The 21,153-nt window shown below is 62.8% G+C and carries 14 protein-coding genes and 4 pseudogenes; 7 read left to right on the plus strand and 11 right to left on the minus strand.

Annotated elements, in window-relative coordinates; translation table 11 throughout:
* Positions 1-654 precede the first annotated feature (654 nt).
* The 3 genes and pseudogenes from V2S85_RS23000 to V2S85_RS27295 all read left to right on the plus strand — a co-directional run.
* Entirely contained in the window at positions 655-1,053 is a 399-nt protein-coding gene (locus tag V2S85_RS23000; protein ID WP_330705136.1) for a transposase, read from the plus strand.
* Positions 1,054-1,180: 127 nt separating this feature from the next.
* Complete coding sequence (locus V2S85_RS27290) at positions 1,181-1,375, plus strand: IS3 family transposase (RefSeq protein ID WP_419198229.1); 195 nt, start codon at positions 1,181-1,183, stop codon at positions 1,373-1,375.
* Positions 1,376-1,384: 9 nt separating this feature from the next.
* Positions 1,385-1,516: pseudogene (locus V2S85_RS27295) on the plus strand (IS3 family transposase); the annotation flags it as partial.
* Positions 1,517-1,677: 161 nt separating this feature from the next.
* On the opposite strand, the pseudogene V2S85_RS23010 reads toward V2S85_RS27295, so the two are convergent.
* The 8 genes and pseudogenes from V2S85_RS23010 to V2S85_RS23045 all read right to left on the minus strand — a co-directional run.
* Positions 1,678-2,087 (minus strand): annotated as a pseudogene (locus V2S85_RS23010) (transposase zinc-binding domain-containing protein); the annotation flags it as partial.
* A 20-nt stretch (positions 2,088-2,107) separates the two neighbouring features.
* A pseudogene (locus tag V2S85_RS23015) lies at positions 2,108-2,989 on the minus strand (tyrosine-type recombinase/integrase); the annotation flags it as partial.
* A gap of 241 nt (positions 2,990-3,230) precedes the next feature.
* Positions 3,231-3,491 (minus strand): hypothetical protein, encoded by a 261-nt coding sequence (locus V2S85_RS23020; RefSeq protein ID WP_330705137.1) that lies wholly within the window; start codon positions 3,489-3,491, stop codon positions 3,231-3,233.
* A gap of 201 nt (positions 3,492-3,692) precedes the next feature.
* A complete protein-coding gene (locus V2S85_RS23025) occupies positions 3,693-5,288 on the minus strand; it encodes a tannase/feruloyl esterase family alpha/beta hydrolase (RefSeq protein WP_330705138.1) in 1,596 nt (531 codons plus the stop codon).
* Entirely contained in the window at positions 5,285-6,487 is a 1,203-nt protein-coding gene (locus V2S85_RS23030; protein ID WP_330705139.1) for a lactonase family protein, read from the minus strand. Before V2S85_RS23030 ends, V2S85_RS23025 begins: the two co-directional genes overlap by 4 nt.
* Before the next feature lie 30 nt (positions 6,488-6,517).
* Positions 6,518-6,985: a nuclear transport factor 2 family protein gene (locus V2S85_RS23035; RefSeq protein ID WP_330705140.1), complete on the minus strand. Its 468-nt coding sequence runs from the start codon at positions 6,983-6,985 to the stop codon at positions 6,518-6,520.
* A 5-nt stretch (positions 6,986-6,990) separates the two neighbouring features.
* Positions 6,991-8,205: a PepSY-associated TM helix domain-containing protein gene (locus tag V2S85_RS23040; RefSeq protein WP_330705141.1), complete on the minus strand. Its 1,215-nt coding sequence runs from the start codon at positions 8,203-8,205 to the stop codon at positions 6,991-6,993.
* A gap of 67 nt (positions 8,206-8,272) precedes the next feature.
* Positions 8,273-10,642 (minus strand): TonB-dependent receptor, encoded by a 2,370-nt coding sequence (locus V2S85_RS23045; RefSeq protein WP_330705142.1) that lies wholly within the window; start codon positions 10,640-10,642, stop codon positions 8,273-8,275.
* 256 nt (positions 10,643-10,898) lie between these two features.
* Here V2S85_RS23045 and V2S85_RS23050 point away from each other — a divergent pair, with 256 nt between their 5' ends.
* The 4 genes and pseudogenes from V2S85_RS23050 to V2S85_RS23065 all read left to right on the plus strand — a co-directional run bounded on the left by V2S85_RS23050 (position 10,899) and on the right by V2S85_RS23065 (position 15,632).
* Complete coding sequence (locus V2S85_RS23050; protein WP_330705143.1) at positions 10,899-11,564, plus strand: response regulator transcription factor; 666 nt, start codon at positions 10,899-10,901, stop codon at positions 11,562-11,564.
* Positions 11,561-12,919: a HAMP domain-containing sensor histidine kinase gene (locus V2S85_RS23055; protein ID WP_330705144.1), complete on the plus strand. Its 1,359-nt coding sequence runs from the start codon at positions 11,561-11,563 to the stop codon at positions 12,917-12,919. Before V2S85_RS23050 ends, V2S85_RS23055 begins: the two co-directional genes overlap by 4 nt.
* Positions 12,920-13,361: 442 nt before the next feature.
* Positions 13,362-13,496 (plus strand): hypothetical protein, encoded by a 135-nt coding sequence (locus V2S85_RS23060; RefSeq protein WP_330705145.1) that lies wholly within the window; start codon positions 13,362-13,364, stop codon positions 13,494-13,496.
* 904 nt (positions 13,497-14,400) lie between these two features.
* Positions 14,401-15,632 (plus strand): annotated as a pseudogene (locus V2S85_RS23065) (MFS transporter).
* Here the strand turns inward: V2S85_RS23065 and V2S85_RS23070 are convergent.
* The 3 genes from V2S85_RS23070 to V2S85_RS23080 all read right to left on the minus strand — a co-directional run bounded on the left by V2S85_RS23070 (position 15,625) and on the right by V2S85_RS23080 (position 21,024).
* Positions 15,625-17,325, minus strand: a complete 1,701-nt coding sequence (locus tag V2S85_RS23070; protein ID WP_330705146.1) for an alkaline phosphatase D family protein — start codon at positions 17,323-17,325, stop codon at positions 15,625-15,627. The pseudogene V2S85_RS23065 and the gene V2S85_RS23070 sit on opposite strands and share 8 nt — an antisense overlap.
* A complete protein-coding gene (locus tag V2S85_RS23075; protein ID WP_330705147.1) occupies positions 17,325-19,469 on the minus strand; it encodes a TonB-dependent receptor in 2,145 nt (714 codons plus the stop codon). The genes V2S85_RS23070 and V2S85_RS23075 overlap by 1 nt, the downstream gene beginning before the upstream one ends.
* Positions 19,470-19,758: 289 nt before the next feature.
* Positions 19,759-21,024: a TetR/AcrR family transcriptional regulator gene (locus tag V2S85_RS23080; protein ID WP_330705148.1), complete on the minus strand. Its 1,266-nt coding sequence runs from the start codon at positions 21,022-21,024 to the stop codon at positions 19,759-19,761.
* Positions 21,025-21,153: the final 129 nt, after the last annotated feature.

Raw genomic sequence — 21,153 nt, forward strand, 5'->3', positions numbered from 1 at the left:
CACCGCAAAGTACACGATTCCTGCAAAAATCAGGGCAAAAGGCGCTGTTACCATCAGCCCCGCCGTGAGAAATGCGAACGGCCATAGCCAACGGCGAGGGAAAACAGCCAGAGTTGGCGTCGTTGTGGAGGTCATTCTGCAATGGGTAGATCGAAGAGAAACGGAAGCAATAGGCTTCAGTTTCGGGCCAGCTTCACAGCCTGGATTCCCGGCGCAGCGTTGCGCCGTAGGACGGTCTTCAGCGGACGCTTACCTTTTGGGGACCGTTGATGTTCTGAGTTCGTCCCGCTGTTCCACAGTCTCGCGGCTGAGTTACGCTAATCCGTTTATCGTTCATGCCCCCATCATCTGATTGCGCGGCCCATCCATAGACCTCTGCTGGGGTTTGTCCGGGCAAACCCGAGTGCGGCCTCAATATGTTGTAATAAGTAATCCCCGGGCAAGGCCGGCGCCAAGATAATCTGTTCAGCCTTGACCGGCAACTGGCGCGAAGAACACATCTTCGCGCTGTGCCAATCGCTTGTGCTGTTTGACTTCTACTAAGGTAAAGATCGTGGAGTGCGACCGAAAGCTGGAGATTGCGCTCCGGAACCTCGAAGGTGATGATGGGGACGACATTGCGCGTTTGCCCAAGGTTCGGACCAGACCAAACAAGTGAACGCGCCGCATTTTGAAGTTCGCTCGGCGCTCTATCGCGTGCTGGGAGTAGACCTGACCCAGGTCCACGGCATTCGACCATCGCTGGCCCTCAAGCTGGTCGAGGAATGCGGCACCGATCTTGCGGCGTGGCCAAGCTCGAAGCACTTCACATCATGGCTTGGCCTGGCGCCAGACAACAAGATATCGGGTGGCAAACTGCTGTCATCGAAAACGCGCCGATCTTCGAACCGGGCGGCGCCACTGCTGCACCTTGCACCAACCACGATAGGTCGGACTGATACGGTGCTCGGTGCGTCTTACCGCCGGCTGTCGAAAAGCCAAGGCTGTGATGGCCACCGTGCGCAAGCTCGCCGTGCTGTTCTAGAACGCTTTGGGGCATGGTATGGCGTATAGTGACCCCGGTGCGGCTCAATATGAGGAGCGGTATCGCAGCAGGATAATTGGTAATCTCCAGCGCCGCGCCAAGGCTTTCGGCTTCGCGCTCCAGGAACTGCCGCCGGAGCCAAAGACAGCTGTTTCTATGTCTGGCAGAAGAACCCCTGAGCCAGCGAGCCCGGGAAGATGTTGGAAGACCAAGTTGATCCGGCAAGCCTGGAACGACAGCGGCAAGGTCTATGGCTGCCACAATTTGCACGGCGACCTACTGGATCAGGGCGAGACCTGCTGCCCGCGCCGTGTTGCCCGGTTGCCCCGGCTGGCGGGGATCAAGGGGTAGATCGGCTATAAGCGTGAGCGCATCCCGCGCCGCACCTACAAAACACGCGAGGAACCCCGGCAGGACGTGTTCGATTATATAGAGATGTTCGACAACCCGGTACGCAAGCACGTCAGGAACGGGATGCTGTCGCCCGCCTAGTTCGAACGCCAGTAGATTTTGAACGGAGAGGGCGTCTAGAAAACTAGGGGCTATTCAAGATGCTTTATGGACAGCTCCCTCGTTTGAGCGTCGACAACTCATTCTGGCACATCCGATGCTTTTGGGGGGCGTCCACTTGGTGTGGAGCAAGGCGGTGATGCTCGGGCGCCCAGATGCCGGAGATTGGCGGTGAGAGTCAGCATCGTCTCCGGCGCCGCCTTGAACAGCAGACCGTAGAGCAGCGCCTTGTTCTGCCAGGCGATGTCGGCTGACCTCGGCCGGCAGCGTGAAGACGTCGTGGAAGTAACAGGCCGGCCTTCCGTTCGGCCAGCCAGGTACGCGGCGGGGCCCCGGCATTAGGGCAGTGCCGGTTGCGGCAACTGTTGTAGGCGATCCGCCAGAGCCCGCAATCCCGGCAGGCCTCAACGTGACTGCCCCGGGGGAGCCGTGCGGCAGGTCTCGATTGCGGACATCACCTTGAACTGGGCGAGGCTCAGGGCCCGGCATGGGCTGCCCGATAGGTCGGCCCGGCCGAGCGGAAGATGTCCGCGAGTTCGAGATTGGGACACACCGGCTAATCCGGCGCTGGGCCTTGCCTTCCATCAGCGCCATCGACTGGTCGAGCAGGCTCGACACGGCGTAGATCGTGCGGGTGCACACCTTAGTGTAAAGCGCGGTGGTCGCCAGCTTGCTGTGCCCCAACAAGACCTGGATTACTTGGATATCGACATCCTACTCCAGCAGATGCGTGGCGAAGGAATGGCGCAGGGTGTGCGGGCTGAAGCTCTTGCGGATACCGGCCACCTCGGCCGCCTCCTGGAACGCGCGGTGCGACTGCCGGGTCGAGATCGGATCGGGGATGTTCTGGCCCGGGAACAGCCAGCCGTCCGCGATCAGCACCCAGCGCTTCCTGCCCTTGCGCCACCATATCCGCAGCAGTTCGAGCAACTCCGGTGAGAGCATACCGTTGCGATCCTTGCCACCCTTGCTCTGTTTGACGCGGATCAGCATGCGCGTGCTGTCGATGTCATCGACATTGATGTGGGCGACCTCCGACACGCGCAGGCCCGCGCCATAGGCCGCGCCCAACGCCGCCTTGTACTTTATCCCCGGCGCCGCCTGAAGTAACCGCGCGGTCTCCTCGATACTCAGCACTTCCGGCAGCGGGGACACGATGCGGGAGACAACCAAAGCCCGCGCCAGATCGTAGCGCCTGAGCGTGTCGTTGAACAGAAATCGCAGCACGGACACCGCGGAGTTGATGGTCGTTGGCCCGACCGTGCTACATAATCTAGAAGCGGCGAAGATCTTCTTCCGTTGCCGTGCCCTGATGGCGACCGATGAAGCTGCCAGGCACTTCACATGGCGCAAGTAATCCTTCTGGGTGCGAGGCCCGAGCCCCCGCATCATCATGCCGTGCTGCATCCGTTGGCGCAACGGGCTGATCGGAGCCGTGTTGATCGAGACATTCATGGCAAGTGCCTCTTCGTTGAAGGAACTGCCAACCTCTCCCCACTAAAGGGCTACATTTAACACGCTAGGCCGCCCCCGCGCCCCTCCCGCGAAGGGGGTTCGTGCATGGGCGCTAAGCAGACGTCGTGCGGCGTAGCTCGGTTAGCCATTTCCCACCCAAGTCACATTGTGCAATTTATCCCCGCGCGCTAGCTCAGTGAAAAAGTCCGCACCTCCGGAAGGGATAACAGTACAGTCTCAGTCAGTCCGGGTAGGGTGGATCAGCCCAGCGCCCCGAGGAATCGACGGTCACGCCGTGCGCGTGCGGCCCCTTCTCCCGCTGATGCGGTCCGGAACCTTCGTGTGCCGCTGCCCAGCCCGGTGCCAGCGGACCGCCCGCAGCGCCGAGCGCCAGATGCGTCGGCCCGCCACCACTCGACGCCGCATGCCCCTCGGCCGTCAGCACCCCGCTTGCGGGATCGTATCCGAACGCCAGAGTCCGGTCCGAGTCTACGTCAGGCAACGTCTGGCAGCCGGCCAAGGTGAGACCCGCGATGCCGAAGGCCAGCCAGGTCTTGGTTTTCCGCGCTTCCACGGCCCAGCGTAGGCGCTTTGCACGTGGCGACACCCCCCCTTGGCGACCGGATACAATCACCCCGACACCGGAACCTGTCGGTACACGGCCTGGCGCGGCTCATCCCTTATCGCATTCCGCCGCGGCGGCTTATTTCGCTTCGCCTGCCTGTTCACACGAAAAGCTCGATGCCTTGTCCATGGAGCCGGTCCCGCGATACCTGGCGACCAGCGGATAGGCGCAGGTCAGCCGCTGCCTGACCAGTTTGCCGTTTTCGAACTTGCTGGCGACAAAGGATTCCGGTGCCTTCCGTCCGCTCGACCAGGCATCCATGATACCCAGCTTGTCGAACGTGTCGCAGCCGGGCCCTCCCTGGCAGTGATCCATGCCTGGCAGAACGAACAGGCGCAGGCCGCTACGGGCATCGATGCCACCGGCTGTGCCCCTAGCCATCACGGCGTCGTGCCAACCCATCAGGTCACCGGGGTGGTGGTAATCGTTCCAGCCGACGTAAAGGAGCAACTTGCCACCCCGCCGCAAGAAGGCACCGAGATCGGGCGCCACGGCGAACTTTCCCTTGGTGCTAACTTCGGCTGCGATGATGTCTTTGGACCAATCCATCGTGAGCGGCGACCACTGGGCGGACTGGAATGCAGCGTAACGGAAGAAATCGGCGGCGTTGGTAAATTCCTTGCCGCTGGCGAACATACCGAGTTGCCCCTCGGAGCCGAGTGCGGGGCCCGCGAAGATCAGGTGCCCGCTCTTGGGATCGACCGGTCCGCGGTACATCAGGTCGAGGAACTCGACCTGTCCGGGGTTGAGGCACCCGGCGATGGCACCGTCCCTGCAGAGAAGCTGGCTTGGCCGGAAGCCGCAGGTCGCGGGATTGTCGATGAAGCCCTGCGCCTTGCCGACTGGCCCGGCGCATGCGGCGATCGCTGCAGCCGTGATCGAGGCATAGCTTTCCTTCGGAATGAACCTCCCGGGATCCTGGGCGAGAAGCCATTGCGGCCAGATCTGTGCGGCGTTGAAGGCGGCCAGCGGGTTCGGCGGCGCCCCGGCGACTATGCCGTCGTAGTCTTCGGGATAGCGCTGCGCTTCGATGAGCGCCTGCAGGCCGCCAAGCGAACACCCGATGAAGTATGATCGGCTTGCTGCCCGGCCGAAATAGCGCGCGACGAGCCGCTTTGCCTGCACAGTCATCAGATGATTGGCGCGCCCCGCGTAGTCTTCGAGCTTTTCCGGCTGTCCCAGCGCGAAACGTCCCCCATGCCCGGTGGTTTCGTCGTGACCGGTATCGTTCGCAGCAACCGCATAGCCTTGCGCGAGACCAGTCATCATCGTCCCGAACGGGATGGAGCCGCCCCAACCGAAGTTGCCGAGGCCCAGGAACTTGCCGTTCCAGCCGTTCGCCGGCAGCCAGACCTCTGTGCGGATCGCCGATGCCGGGGTCGGCTTGAGCACGAAGGAGACCCGGCAGAAGGACGGGTTGGGAGCCTGGGTCGCAAGCCCGGCAATGTTCATCCCGGGCGCGCGCTCCCAGTCCGTTCCCTTGAGCTGAAGCTCCGATGCCCCGACCAGCTTCGCCTGCGCACCTTCCGCCCGCGCGCTCAACGTTTGAAGAACACCGGCACAGTCCGAAGCCGAAGCGGCCTGCGCCGGGGCGGACGCCGCGGCTGCCATCACCGCGCCGGCCAGCGACAGGGCGATCGCGCATAGGCGTGTCATACCTGATGTCTTCGTCATGCGATCTCTCCAGCGAAGAGGATATGAACGGGCCGGGGCATGTCCAGACCGTTGCGGGTGGGAGCGACATGGCCGGTGGCGGCATCGATGCTGAAGACCTCGATGCGGTTGGACCGCTCGTTGGCGACCAGCATCCAAGAACCTGATGGGGCGATGGCGAAGTGCCAGGGAAATTCGCCGCCGCAGGCGATCCGCTGAAGGAAGGTCAGCTTGCCGGTCTCCGGGTCGATGGCGTGAACGACGATCGTGTTCTCGCCCCGGTCGGTGAGGTAGAGAATGGTTCCGTCGGCACTGATCGCAAGCTCGGATGCGCTCCTTTCTCCCGCGAAGCCGGACGACGAGGTCGAGCGTGCGTCGGTCAGCCGCAAGGCGCCGGTCGCCCCGTCCCACTGGAACGTCAGGAGTTCGCCGGTCAGTTCGGTGAGCGCGAACATAATCCTGCCGTTCGGGTGAAACAGTACATGGCGCGGGCCACTTCCCGGCGCTGCGATGTAATCGAGTTCCTCGTCGGGGCGATCATAGCGCAAGGCCCGCCCCGCCCGGTCGAAGCGATGAACGAAAATCCGGTCGGCGCCGAGGTCTGGCACGAGCACGAAGTTGCCAGTGGGATCAACGACGACGCCGTGCGGATGCGAATAGCTCTGTCGCTTCATCGGCCCGGACCCGTGTTCGACGAGGACGGAGGACACCTCCCCGAGCGCCCCGTTCGTCAAAACGGGGATGGTGCAGACGGTGCTGCCGCCGAAGTTAGCAGCGATGAGGGTCATCGAAGGCACGTCGAGGTGAAGATGCGTGGTGCCCCCGCCCTGCGCGATCGTCTCCCCTACTAGGCCAAGGCCGCCGGTCGCACGGTCGATGCGATAGGCGGCAACGGCGCCGCTTCGGCTACCGTCGTTGCCGTCCTCACGGACGTAATAGACGAGATCCGCCGCGGGATGGCGAATGCCCCAGGTAGGTGCGGACTGTTCCGCCACCGCGCCGATCATCGTCAGGGCGCCGGTGGCGGAATTGAAGCGTGCCGCATGGATCTGGCTGCCGTGCATGCCGAAATAGACGAGCGCCTGCCGGCCCGGACCTGGCGTTGCCAGCGAGCGGCCGCCTGCACAGGCGGCAAGTCCGCCAAGCGCCAGAGTGCCAAGCAGCGTGCGCCGGGACCATGCGGGCAGCAAAGCCGCGGGGCGGGAATATCGAGTGGGCAAGTTTCGTGTCCTTGTCGTGTCAGCGCGAGCTCAGGCGCCGGGAAGCGGTGTGGTTTGCCAGGAGACGAGCTGCCAGCGCGCATCGCGCCAGACATAGACGCCCAGCACACTGCTGAGCATAGTCCGCTCTCCAACCTGCATCGCCAGCACGGCACGCGTGACGCCGATATCGCCGTAGACGCGCGAACTGCGCTGGGAAGGATCGATGCGGCGATAATCGGCCCCGCCGGACCGCAACGCTCCGAGGTATTCCGCGCGCGTCTGCCTGCGTCCCGTGGCATGCGAATAGACCAGCTCATCCCCCAGCCCCGCCTCGATCGCCGCGAAGTCGCGGTGGACCTGGGCTGCGAAGCGCGCGTCCTCGGCGGCGATCAGCGATGCCTCGTCATGCATCTTCGCCACCGCGGAAGCGGGCCTGGCGATGGCCGGGGAGGCGAGGCCGGCGCTCACCAAGAGCAGCCAGGCCGGCAACGCGCGAAAGGAGATCATGCGTATCATCGGCCTCACTTCCAGAACAGGGCCCGGCGCCCACCCCTCGCGCGGCGGCGCCACAGGTCGAGGTACATCACCGCGCCCGAGATGGAGAAATAGACGAGCGCCGCGCCGGCCAGCAGATCCAGCCAGCGGCCGGTCATGCCAAGGATATCGCCGCGGTGGATCAGCTTGGCGGTTTCGTGGGCCTGCCAACCGAAGGGGAACGGTACCGGCGGATAGCCCGGCTCGGTCAGCGCCATCGTCGCTCCGGTCTGCGCATTGAACACCAGCTGGCGCGAATCCGGGCCGCCGGTCACCACCACTCCCTGGTGATATCCGGCATAGTCGCGCAGCCGCACGACCTTGACCGGGTGCCCTTCGGTTTCCCGCTCGGCTGCGGCGAGGGTGACGACGAGCATCCCGGGCAGGCGCGCATCGTCGAGCGGCGTCAGCGCGCCGGGGCGAAGCGGATCCCCCATCTGCGGGCCGAGCTTTCCGATGACCATCGCCAGCCCGGCACTTTCGATCGCCAGCCACATGCCGCTGAACGTCACCACCATCAGCGGCAGGGCCATCACGATCGAATGCCAGCGGTGGACCTGCCGCCACTTGTCGCCGCCTTTCCAGAACAGGCTGCCCTTCGCCATGCGCCGACGCGCGCCCAGCAACCGGAAATAGATCAGCAGGCCGGTGACGATCAGCGTGCCCAGCGCAGCCGGCGCCAGCAGGTTGAAAACCAGCGCCCAGTCGCCGAACGAGGTCATCCGATGCAGGTGCTTGATGAAATTGCGCGGTGCGCCCTCTGGAGCCTGGTCGATCCTGTCCGCAGTGGTACGATCGATCATCCGACCATCGGCGAGGTCCATCGTAACATGGCCGCGCCCTTCCCCAAAGCGGACTACGGGCCGGTCGCCGATCATGCGGAATTCGGCGTAGACCAGCGGAACGTTGCCGACTGTCCGGCGCACGGCGGCCAGACCTTTTCGCAGGTTTGCGGCATAATCAAAGTTCGCCGGGAGCGCCCGCGCCAGATAGTCGCGCGTCTGGCGCACCTGAAAGTCGGCAGGACCGTCGAAGCTCTCGCGGATCGCCTGCACATCGAGGTCGCTGGCGGGTGCCCCGGTCTGCAGTTTGAAGATGTCCAGCCCCTGGATCAGGGTGCCAGTGACACCCAGGAACAGCAGCAACACCAGGAAGAAGACCGTGACAAACCGATGGATCGACTTGAGTTTAAGCATGCTCATCCTGTTCACTCAGGAAAAAGGGCGGCTCCGCCCGCCGGGAGGAGCGCGAGCAGAACCATGGGAAGCATCAGAACTTGTACGCGAGCCGCACGCCGTACATGCGCGGGGCCGTGGTGTAGAAGGCCAGGTAGTTATCCGGCAGTGCTCCCGGTGCATTGTTGCCGACGCCCCCGTAGCTTCCCCCGAAGTACGAGCCGGTGACGAAGCTGGTACGCTGCACCTTGTTCTCGATGTTCTCGACGAAGGCCTGCAGCGAGTAGCGACCGCCATCGACCTCGTACGTGATGTTGGCGTCGCTGCGGGTATAGCCCTTCTGCCTGTAACGCACCCCATCGCCAAAATCGCTGAGATAGTACGCGCCGCTGTACTTTATGCCGCCGTGAAGCTTGATCCGCGCATCGCTTCCCACGTCGAAGGCATGATCGAATGCCGCAGTCACGAAGACCTTGGGTGCGAGGTCGACCGCTGCTCCCGAGAAATCGATGCCGTTGCCGACGAACCGGTTCACGCCGGTCACGAAGTTCTTGTACTCGCTGTGAAGCAGTGAGAAGGAAGTTGAGAGCGTCGTCTGCGGACCGAGCGCATAGCTGGCCTCGTTCTCCAGTCCGTAGATCTGCACCGGCACTACATCGGTGAACAACGCCTGCTGCCCGTTGGGGAACAGCGCGATGCTGTTCACCTGGTAATCCGAGTAGTCGTAGTAGAACGCCGAGGACGACAGCGTCAGTCCGGACAGCGGACGCCCCTTGTAACCGATTTCGTAGGCGGTCAGGTAAGCCGGCTTGTAGTTGCCGATACCGCCGACCGTGGGATCATAGTCGTTGAAGCCCCCCGGCTTGAAGCCGGTCGAGACGGAGGCGTAGACGAGATCGGTAGGGGTAGCCTGAAAGTTGACGCCCAGTCGCCAGGTGAGCTTGTGGTCCTTTTCTCGGCCATTGTTGAGGCCGCCCACGCAATCGTTGGGGTAGGTGCAGATCGCGTTGCCCGCGTCGTCAGGATAGGGCGGCGGCGGGAATCCGGCGCCGAAGTTGAACGGCAGCGTAAAAGTGCCCACCCGCACCAGCTTGTTTCCGGTGTAGCGCAGCCCGCCCACGACGCCCAGACGGTCTGATACGTTGACGGTCGCCTGACCGAACACACCGTAAGATTTCTGCGTCGTCGTGTTTACCGGACCGGCGTAATAGTAATACTGCGACTGATCGAGCGGCGCATCTATCTGCGCGTTCCAGGTCAGCCCACTTTCGTCGTTCTTTTCCTCGTACAGGTTGGCGCCGACGACATAGTCGATGAACCCGGGGTTCTCGTTCGACGCTCGCAGTTCGATCTGCTTGGTAACCGAGCGGCTGCGCTGGAGATAGAACTGGAAAGCCGGGCCGAAGGCGGTCGGAGAGAACGTCGGCTCGACCTTGGAATTCGCATTGGCCGCGACATCGTTGGTCTGCGTGCCCTGTTGCCGAAAGCGGAAGTTCTGGTACGATCCCAGCAGGTCGAACTGGATACCACCGGCCCGCGCCTTGATGCTGGCGTCGTAAATCTGGAAATCGGCGTCGAGATAGGCCGGAACGGGATTGGTCAAGGTGCGCAGCGCCGCCGTGCCGGTGTCGTTATGGGCCTGGAGTTGGCTTTCCAGCGCATATGTACTTCCGGCACCGCCCTGATGCCCGACCGTCGCGGTGAGGCGCGCCTCGAAGGCATCGCCTGGGGCGATCAGCAGCGAGACGCGGCCTGCGGCGTCCTTCTGGTCGTTGCGTGCACGCGCCTGCGACTTGTCGAAGCTGTATGTCTGCCCGCCATCGACGATCGTGGTGTCCATCGGCTTTGAGTAGCCGTCGCGGTCATTGAAAGTACCCGAGACGCGCAGGGCGGCGATGTCGCTGAGCGGCAGGTTGAATGCCGCCTCGCCGCGCTTTGCATCGAAATTACCGTATTCGAGCCGGGCATAGCCTTCGATCGCGTCGAGCTTGGGCGCGTTGGTCACGACGTTCACCGCGCCGCCGGTCGAACTGCGGCCGTAGAGCGTACCCTGCGGCCCGCGCAGTACCTCGACGCGGCCGATATCGAAGAACGCACCCGAACGGGCAAAGCCGCGCCCGACATACGCGCCATCGATATTGTAGGCGATGTCTTGCGAGCCCTTGCTGGAGGTGTCGGTGGAGGACACGCCGCGGATGGCCACCTGCAACCCGTCGCGGCCGGTCGAGATGTTCACGTTGGGGACCACGTTCTGGAGATCGGCCGCGCTGTTCACGCCCTGATCCTTGAGCGCATCGCCAGCCAGCACCGAAAGCGCCGCCGGCGTCTTCAGCACTGTCGATTCGCGCTTCATGGCGGTGACGATGATTTCCTGGGGCTCGGCCTGCTCCTGGGCCGATGCCGGCGCCGAGATCGCAAATGCCAGGATGCTGCCGCCGCATAAGGCGTGTTCGATGAATCTCATGGCCCGTTTCCCCTCCAAATCGCTTACCGGCTCGAGCCGGTTTTGAGCGCTTTCTTGATCGTCACGGCGCTTCGCCGATCGACTGGAGCAGGCCTAGATGGGCAACCTAAACCGAAGACGAACGAGATCGCCATTAATTCGGCGTGGGCTATAAGTTTTTCGCCGATGATATAGACCCTGTTACAGGTTCGACCCGATAAGTGAGCTTGCCGGCTAAACCGGCCAGCCGGATACTAGCCGGCCCGAGGAGAGGAAAGTGCGCCTGCTGCTGGTGGAAGACGACACCCGTCTTGCCGAAAAGTTCTCTCGCTTCCTCATGAGCGAAGGGTTCGCGGTCGATGTCGTCCCAGACGGAGAGGACGCGCTGCATCTAGGACTCACGCAGGATTACGCCGCGGCGGTTCTCGATCTGGGCCTGCCGTCGCTGGGCGGGATGGCCATACTGGAAGCATGGCGGCAGAGCCGGCGCGACCTGCCCGTGCTGATCCTCACCGCCCGCACCACCTGGCTGGACAAGATCGCCGGCTTCAAGGCCGGTGCCGACGACTACCTCGTCAAGCCGTTCCACCCCGAGGAAGCGGTCCTGCGCTTGAGAGCCCTGATCCGCCGGGCGGGTCCCAATGCGGGCGCCAGGGTCGTCTGCGGGAACCTAGTCTACGACAGCACGATCGGCAGCGTCACGCTGGGCGGGCAAGAATTGAAACTCACAGCCTTCGAACTGCGACTGTTGACCGCCCTGATCACTCGCAAGGGCATCGCGGTGAGCCGGGATCACCTTATCGGCAGCGTCTACGGTTACGCCGAAGATGCCGAGCCCGGTTCGCTCGAAGTGATCATGAGCCGCCTTCGCCGCAAGATCAGTCCGCATGTGATCGAGCCCATACGCGGGTATGGCTATCGCCTCGTCGGCTGCGCGTCGTGAAGCTGCCGCTTTCGATCCATGCGCGTCAGATCGCGATCGCCGGCATCGCCGGCATCGTCGCGCTGGGGGTTTCCTGGCAGGCTAACAAGAGTGTGCTCGATATCGTCATCAGCAGCAGTCTCAACGACAAGATGGACGCGCAACTGAGCGGGATCGAGCGGGCGATCGACGCCCGAGGCCGCCTTGACCGCTCGCGCATCCTGTTCCTGCCGGACTACGACACACCCGGCAGCGGATGGGGCTGGGATGTGCGCACCGTCGCCGGTCACTGGCATGTCGGGCCAGTAGCGACGCGGATGGCCTATGCCAACGGCACGCTTCAGGTCGGGCACGGCGCCTACAGCGGGCGCGGCTGGACGAAGCAGGGGGATCGCGTGCATCTGCGTCAGAGACGCAGCGGACCCGACGACAGGCCGGTGATCGTTACTGTGATCGCTCCCGATTCGCTCATCAAATCGCCGATCCGGCATGCGCTCATCCCGACCAGCGTGGCACTTGTGCTGCTGGCCGTGATCCTCGCTGCGACCGCGTTGTTCCAGGTCCGCCTAGGCCTCCGGCCAGTTCGCCTGCTACGGAGCGATATCGCCCGGGTGCGCGCCGGATCGTTGGCAGCGCTACCAGAAAACCAGCCGGGCGAACTGCGGCCCCTTGCCGCCGAGATCAATGCTCTTATCTCCCAAAATTCGACAACCTTGCACCAAGCCCGCCAGCATCTCGCCAACCTGGCGCACGGCCTGAAGACGCCGCTGGCGTCCCTTTCCCTCATGACAATGCGCGATGCCGAAGGCAGCGCGGAGATTCGGGAACTGGTTGCATCCATCGACAACCGGGTATCGCACCACCTGCGCCGCGCGCGCAGCGCCGCCGTTGCCGGCGGAGGGCGACTCAAGTGCGATGCCTGGCAGATCGTCACAGACTTGTTCGCGGTACTCGGCAATCTGCACGGGGGGCGGCCGCTGCGCTGCGAAAACGGCATTCCGCGCGATTGCCAGCTTGCGGTCGATGCGGAGGATTTCAGCGAAATCCTGGGCAATCTACTCGAGAACGCGTTTCGGCACACCCAATCGATGGTGCAGGTGAGCGCCGTCGTTGGTCAGGGCCGCTCGTGGAAGTTCCTCATCGAGGACGACGGCGCCGGCATCGCGGAACACGACGTTGCCCAGGCAATGCTGCCCGGACGGCGCCTTGACGAAACGCAGAAGGGCTATGGCCTGGGCCTTGCGATCGCCAAGGAACTGACCGAACTTTACGGCGGCGAAATGTCGCTGGCGCAGTCGGAACATCGGCGCGGGCTCGCCGTCCGCCTACGCCTGCCGCAGGCCGGCGACCAGCCCGTGCATGACACGGCCGCCTGATCGAACACAGGTGCCGCGCGGACGCAGGCGGTTCCCCTTGCCTCGTTGTCATTGGACACGGTGCAGCAGCTACCTGAACAGCGCATGGGCCGAATTGCCATTCATATCATTCCATAAACGTCGGCGGCGATCGCTGCATCGAGGTTCGCTACACCGGCGTCTACGTCAAGCGCCCGGGCCATTGGCTGGTGCTCTCCTGGCAATCGACCTCGATCGCCCCACGGCAGTGACTGTTCTGAAAAACATCGTAGAGAGAACAGGCATGAAAGTAATGCGACTGCAGGGCGGGCTGCTGCTCGTGGCCGGCTTTCTGGCGTCACCTCTGGGCGCCGCCCCCCGCCTCGGCGGCGCCAGGCCTTCGCGTTGGCGCCGCCCGGATCGACATCACGCCGCCTGCGCATGAACTGATGGCGCCGTTCAAGTCGGTGGCCACCCTCTCTACGTGCGCGCGGTCGCGATCGAGAGCGGCAGCGTCCAGGCAATCGTGATCATCGCCGACGTCCCCACCATCGGCGACAGAACCCTTGCCCAGATCGTCGACAAGGTCGCGGTGCTTGCCAGAGTGCCACGCGCATGATCGAAGCGCGGCTCGGCAACGATGCGGTCGCGCTATTCATGGTGGGCGCCGCCGCCCCCTCCTCTACCGCGCGGAAGACGCGGGCGCTGGTGTCGACTTGAGGGCGCGGGCAGTCTCACTGATGAATGCGATGAGCACTATCCTGGCAGAGGAAGCACTCGCCGTCCCGGCAGATTTACAGACCTCGCCCAGTGCCATCCGAATCGTCGCGGCGGCGCGAAGTCTTGTCTGTCCAACGCTGTGCCTACTCGGCAGGCTCAATTCTACCCCCATGCGAATTCAAAGACCGAGCAAGCGCACCTATCGCACTCCACTTGAGCTTGTTGCGGATCGGCGATCTCCTGTTGATGCGTACAGACGCAAACGTCACTCCCGCACTGGGACAGAAGTTTACGCGTGCCATGCCGCTCACGCACGCCTGGATTGTCGCAGAAGCCTATGGCCCTATTGCGTTGACGGTTTTACAAAACAACTCCGCCGAATTATGCGTTCACGCTATTGAAAGAGAACTGCGCCACCGAGATGACGTAAAACGCGCCGAAGTAGAATAACGTGCAGATAGTCCGCTCAATCGTCATACATCGATATGGCACCCCGCATGAACAGGCCCCATCTTCAATGACGAACCATCTAGCTTTGAGATATCATACGCTAGTAGAATTAGCACAAGGTGCTGTTTTGCACTTCATTAGTCAGCGATCTAAAATGGACGTGGAAAATCTACTGTAACTCACCCATAAGCGTCACCTCTATGTCATAAATTACTGCAAGGCGCTAACCGTGATTTGAAGACGAGGTGCCAATGCGCGGCGTGAGAAATGGACCGGTAAGCGGTGCCGATCTTGCAATCTTCTCATCACCGATGCTGGTCTATCAGGCGATTGAAACACCTTGGCGGCTGTATATGCCCGCTTTCCTGACCACCAGCGTAGGGCTTTCGCTTGCGGCGACTGCAGGGTTGATGTTCTGGATCAGGCTGCTCGACACTTTTCTGGAGCCGCTCCTGGGCATTGCCAGCGATCATCTTCACGGTCCGTTCGGTCGCCGAAGGCCCTGGATGGCTGCTGGTGTACCGTTGCTGATGGCCGGCGCGATGCAAGTGTTCTTCCTCAGGCCAGAATCCTCGTTCGGATACATTCTGTTCGCGGCGATGCTTCTTCATGTCGGGCACGTTATGCTGGTAACGCCGCATGGCGGCTGGAGCCTCGAATTGGCGGTCAATGCCAGCGATGCACGCGGATCATGGGCGCCAAGATGTGGGCCTTTGCGCTGGGTCTGCCGTTGACTTTGGCCGTTCCGGCAACAGTGGAGTGGACGGTCGGAGGCGGCCTGCCGTTGCAGATCGCCGCCATGGGCATTCTGGTAATCGTCATCGCTCCGCTTGCGATCACTGCCGTGCTCGCAAGAGTGCCGGAAACGGGTGGGCCGCGAACAGCGGAGCCTTGGCGCTCGGCACGGCGATCATTGGTCGGCCTGCTGCTTCGCCGCGATCTTGCGTTTATTTTGCTGCTCTATGCGATGCTCGGCGCGGCCGATGCCGCCGAAGGTGCGGCCATGCTGTTCTTCATAGAACGGGGCCTGGGTATCCAGGCGTGGACGGGAACCCTGCTGCTGGTACCCGCTGTTCTGGGGTTGTTTGCGATTCCCGTCTGGACTGCCCTTGCGATACGGTTCGGCAGGCACCGTATGCTTGCGGTTACGCTGGGGATTCGCGCCATTGTCGCTCCGCTTGCGCTCTTTCTGCCGGACGGGCAGCCATTGCTGCTAGTGGCGTATCTTATGGCGCGCAGTCTCGCCTGGGGTGCCGACTACCTCATATTGCGCGCCATGGTGTCCGATCTGGTGCGATCCGGAAGCGGGGCCGAAAGCGACAGCGGTGCGAATGGCTATGCCGCCACGCATTACGCCATCTTCAATGTCGCCAACAAGCTGGCGGGTGCCTTCGGCGTTGCGGTCGCATTGGCGACTCTTGGCGAGCAGGGCTTCGTCCCCGAAGCAGGCGTGCAGGTGGGCGACGATACGTTGCTGCGTATGATCTACGCCTTGCCCTCCTCCGCGGCCGGGCTGATCGGACTGGTCGCCGTGAACCGGATGAATCCGGTGCTGCGGCGCCAATCAGATCAGATCGTCAACTGATGTTCCAAGCGCTAGGGCCGTCCTGCGCGATCTCAGCGCTGGCGCGCCGGACGACGTCCAGTTTGCCCGCAGCCTGCCGGGGGTTGAGAACGCGGACGAAATCGGCATCCACTCTATTGTGAGTGAGCGATACCGTCACGAAGCCAACGGCATTAGTGTCACACCAGCGAACATCGCGGTTGTCATCGGCGAAGGCCCGACCGACCGGGCCGGGCGGCAGCAGCAGTTCGCCGATGGAGGGGCCTGTCAGCGTCGATGCGGAGAGTTCAAGGCCGATACGCCTGCCGCCATGATGCGGCTCGTTGATCCAGGCCATATGACTGTCGCCCGAAAGGACGAGGAGGTTGGCGCCGCTCCTGTCGAACAGGTCGTAGACCTTAGCGCGCTCGCCGGCATAGCCGTCCCATGAATCGAGGTTGAGCAGGGGTAGGCCGTAGCGCGTCGACTTGTACATCGGCGCAAGCGCGGCCTTTCCTCCTGGGAAACGGGTGAGGTCGGGATAGACATAGCTCGACAGGATCGTGGCGCTCCCGAACAGGAACCAGGCGCGCTTTGCGTCCTTGTGCGTGGCAAGTTCCTCTGCCAGCCATTGCCGCTGCCCGGCACCGATCATCTCGCGTTCCGGATCGGCAAGCTTCTTGCGGAAGCCATCAATGTCGGGCTCGCGGGTCACACCCTGCGGAAGGGCCTTCGGGTCCAGTCCTTTCATCTCCACCGGATCGGTGATGACGCGAGGGGCCGCACCGCGACGGTCGACCAGGTGCCAGTCGAGATCGCTGCCCAGGGACAACTGCTTCTGCCGCGCCATGAGGCGGGTTTCCGGCAAGGCGAGTGTCGCAAGATCGCCGAAGGCGAAGCTGCGGGTGATGCCATAAGGATCGGCGCGCGCCGGATCGCGGATCGGCATCCATTCGAGATAGGCTTGGACGGCGGCCGACTTGCGCTGTTCCCAATCACCGTTGACCGCAGGGTCATGGTGCTGGGCGCCGTGCATCCAGTCGTCGTTGGCAATCTCGTGATCGTCCCACATGCAGATCCACGGCGCACGGGCATGGGCTTCCCGCAAGGCCGGATCACGGCGCCATTGCGCGTACCGGGCGCGATAATCTGCAAGGGTCACCGTGTCGTGCGAGGGTTCGATCGGCCGCAGGTCCATGACCCCCGGCATCGAATTGGCGCCATATTCGTAGATGTAATCCCCGACGAACAGGACGACATCCACCGCTTCACGATCAGCGATCGCACGGTAGGCGTGGAATTCGCCGAACATGTACATCGCACAGCAGGCAAGCACGATGTCGAGTTTCTCGATCCGCCCTGTCGGGAGCGTCTTTGTTCGGCCAGTGGCGGAAACCGTGTCCAACGCGCTGAAACGGTAGAAGTAGTCCCGGCCGGGCTTCAGACCTTCGGCGATGACCTTCACCGTATGATCGCGCGTCGCCGAGGTCGTGAAGGTTCCGCGCGATGCGATTATGGTGAAGACCTCGTCCTCCGCGATCTCCCACGTGCCATGCACGGGCTTTCGCGCCGGGTCGGTGATCCGTGTCCAGAGCAGCACGCTGTCCGCATGCGGATCGCCGCTGGCAACGCCGTGAGCGAACACGCCTTCGGTCCGCGCCGCCGCCGAGGTGGCGGCGAGCAGAAACCCGCCCGCCGCCGAACCTGCAAGCATTGTGCGCCGCGTAAGCGCCATCAGAAGCGGGCCCCGAGAGAGACGCCCCACGTGCGGGGCGTCCCGCTGAAGGCCTGCGTGGCGGAGCCACCGGTCGTATAGTCGACATCGGCAATGTTGCGCACAAAGCCGGCGACCATCCAGCGGTCATCGATCTTTAGATCGATGCGGGCATTGACCAGGGCGAAGTCTCCGACCGGCGCGGTATTGTCGAGATCGCCATAGTAGGAGTCGACATAGCGGGCATCGACCTGCGGCGTCAGCGTCATGCGATCGCTCAGGACGAATTCGTAGCGCACCGAACCATTCAGCGTCATCTTCGGTGCGAACGGCAGGTCGTTGCCCAAGCGCGCCTGCTCGGCAGCGGTGATCGCGTCGATCTGGGTGATCTTGGTGTCGAGCAGCGCAACGCCGAAGGTCATCGTCATCGGGCGCACTGGGCGCACGGTGAAGTTGGCTTCACCGCCATAGTTGCGCGACTTGCCCACGTTCGTGCGCACGCTCGTGGTGGCACCGTCATAAGTGCGGTACGAGCTCGCCTGGATGTTCGAGAAGTCGTAGTAGAAGCCTGCGACCTCGAACTGCACCGGGCCGTTTGCGGGCATGAACTTCACGCCGCCTTCATACGCCCAGACTCGTTCCGACTTGAAGGCATCGGCCTCCGGCGTCGACCAGATCGTGCTGCCATCGAACCCGCCAGCCCGGAAGCCGCGGCCCACCGAGGCGTAGATCCGGGCGCTGTCGCTCAGCTCATACGTGGCCGTGGCGCGGCCCGAAGGGCTTGTTTCGCTGAGCGTGTTGTCGAATTCGGCGGGCAGCGCGAAGACCAGCGAGCCGATCGAGACGCCATAGGGATTGAGGTCGTGCGTGTAGCCGCTGAACTGGTTCTTCTCATGGCTGACGCGAACGCCCAGGTCGAGACGCACGCGCGGGGCGACCTTGAAGTCCACATCGGCAAACCCGGCGAAGCTTTGGCGCTGCTGCAGATAATTGGCTTCAAACACGGTGCGGAACGTGTCCGAACCGTCGAGCGTGCTGAACAGGCGGATCTTGTCCTTGAACCAGGCGCCTCCGACAGTCCAGTTGATGTCGCCCTGTTCGCGGTTCTGCAGTCGCGCTTCGATCGAGCCCTGCTGGACCTTGTCGCGATAATCGATGTCGAAGGTGCGCGCGGTCGACCCGTCGTCCCAGGAGAACTGGCTCTTCATCCACTCGTAGCCACCTAGAACCGTCAGTAGGATGTCGTCACCGATGTCCTGCTGCAACGTGATCGAGCCGCCCGCGTTCTTGCGGCTGCGCGACGGGTCGATGTTGCCATAATAGCTGTAGGGCGGTGCGCTGCCATTGGTCGGCTGGCCTTGCGCCTGTCCGCCGTGATCCTTGAAGCCGTGCAGATTGAGCAACACCTCGGTGCCGGTGCCCATCCCGACCGACAGCAGCGCGCGGGCGCCATAAAATTCGGAATGAGCAGTCTTGTCGTCACGGCCGGGATCGGTGTTACCGGGGATCACGCCCGGCAGCGCGGTGTTGCCGCCGGCACCGTTGGCGCCGAGCAGGGTCAGATAACCATCGGTGCGATCATACAGGCCCGAGACGCGCAGCGCCACGGTATCGGCCAGCGGCACGTTGACGGCCGCTTCGCCGCGCACGGTCTTGAAGCTGGAATAGTCGAGGGTAGCGAACCCTTCGGTCTTGTCGCTCGGCTTGTTGGAAATCACATTGACTGCACCGGCGGTGGTGTTGCGGCCATAAAGCGTGCCCTGCGGCCCTTTGAGGATTTCGACGCGCTGGACGTCGAACATCTGGCCGCCGATCAGCGCGCCTGAACCCTGGTAAATACCATCGAAGTGCACGGCAGCGGACGGATTGCCGTTAGGGCGGAAGTCATCGAACCCGATGCCGCGAATGGTGAAGTTCTGAACCGTCGGGCCGCCGACCAGCGATGTCGAGACAATGACGCCCGGGGTCTGCTGCGCCATGTCGATGAAGGTCTTCACGCCGCGCTCGCGCAGGGCCTCGCCGTCGATCACAAGGACGGAAGAGGGCACTTCGAGCAAGGTCTGTTCGCGCTTGTTGGCAGTGACGATGATGTCGCCGCTTACTTCAGCGCCAGCGGCTTCTTGCGCGATCGCCGGCATCGCGTTCGCCAGCAAGAGGGCGATCACGGAAGTGCCCGATACGGCACGGACTGCATTCATATAACGGTGGTTCAACTGACAGTTCCCTGTTTATGCCCGATATCCCTTTAAAATTATAGGAATCAGCGCTGCCCCTGCATTACCGCCACAAGAAGAGGTAACGACAATTCAATGAGGGCGCGGATAAACGGGCTTTGCGTCAGTTCGGTGACATCAGTTCAAATTTCTGATCGAGGCTAACTGGGCTGAGATCCTGAAGAACAGATGATTTTTCGGCTTAAATCCATACGTTTGGCGGGCGAATAAAAACATCAGTTCAGTTTTTTGACACATTTCCAATCAGGGCGCGAAGGATCATCGCCATATCGTCTTCGGAACCGGAAGAGGCCGGTGCGCTGATTCGCGACAGAGCATGGGACTTGATCCAAATCGAGAAGGTAGAAGCGGCTGCAGGGTCGAGGCGGAACTCGCGCGGCCATGCGTTGAGGCTGGCACGATGTATCCCCATGCCCTCGATCGCGCGCAACTGCCGCACCAGCGGCACAAGCTCGGGTCGTTGGCGGGCCAGAAGGCAGACCTGCCCCAGAATGCGGGCATAGCGCACGTAGAACCCGTTAGATGCGCCAGTCGGGCCTGGCGTGACCGCCGCCCGCAATCCGGCCAGCCAGTTTGCACGACCTTCGTCATCCGTCGGGTCGGTCTGGTCCAGATAGGCTGGCAATTCATGCATCATCGCCCGCCAGATCGCAGCAGACAGAAAGGCCGCAAAATCGCCGTAGTGATAGATGATGAGCGACGGGGGAACCCCTTCGTCCAGAGCGATGCGGCGCAGATTGATGGCGTTGATTCCTTCGTTCGCGATCCGCTGTGCGACGGTCACCACGAGGGGCTCCATCGGAGCGTCCTTCGCCGTACTCTCTCCCAACGCAGGAAAGGCCCTCTGTCGCGCCCAGCCTAGAATGGGATCGTCGGCTTCAGGGTCGAACGGAATTCTGCCCAGGCAGGCAGCGCGGGCAGTGGTGCGCAACAACTGATCGTATGCCGGTTCGCCACGCAACGCCGTGCAGAAGGCCTGCTCCATCACGGTGTAATCGGCCAGCAGGCGGATGATGGAGGACGCGGACTGCGTCACCGTCTTCCAGAATGCGCCGCGCACATCACTCCACTGCTGCAACCGGGCGGAGGGATCGGTCAGAGTTTCCGGGTGGAGCATGGCTTCCAGGCAGAACCGGGCGTTCGCATCCCGATCAGCAGCCTTTACGTAGTAGGCCACAAGCTCCGCTAGAGCCATCGGCTCATTTGGAAACCCATCGATCTCGGCCAGCAAGGCATCATGGCGTAGACGCTCATGCGCAAGTGCATGATCCAACGCGGCGTCGATCAACCCCTGCCGTCCGCCGAAGTGCTGGAAAATCACGGTCGTGCTCTTGCTGATCTTGCCGCTGACCGACCGCAGGCTGATACCGTCAAAGCCCTCCGTATAGGCCAGGCCCACCGTAGCTTCGAGCAAAGCAGATCGAAGCGACACCTGCGGGTCAGCCACGGTGGGTGGGGTATTGTCACTGCGCGGGTTCATGGGCATCCAAGCCTCATGCCTTCCGGCGCGTGCTGCCTCAAGAGCAAAGCGCCGCAGCTCTTATGCAGTATCTATGCGGGAGATGGACAAGTGATTGCGCCAATTCTGCACTGCGTTGTGGGAAACGGCCAGGTG

The organism is Novosphingobium resinovorum (assembly GCF_036352595.1).
In the GTDB taxonomy this organism is placed as follows: domain Bacteria; phylum Pseudomonadota; class Alphaproteobacteria; order Sphingomonadales; family Sphingomonadaceae; genus Novosphingobium; species Novosphingobium resinovorum_B.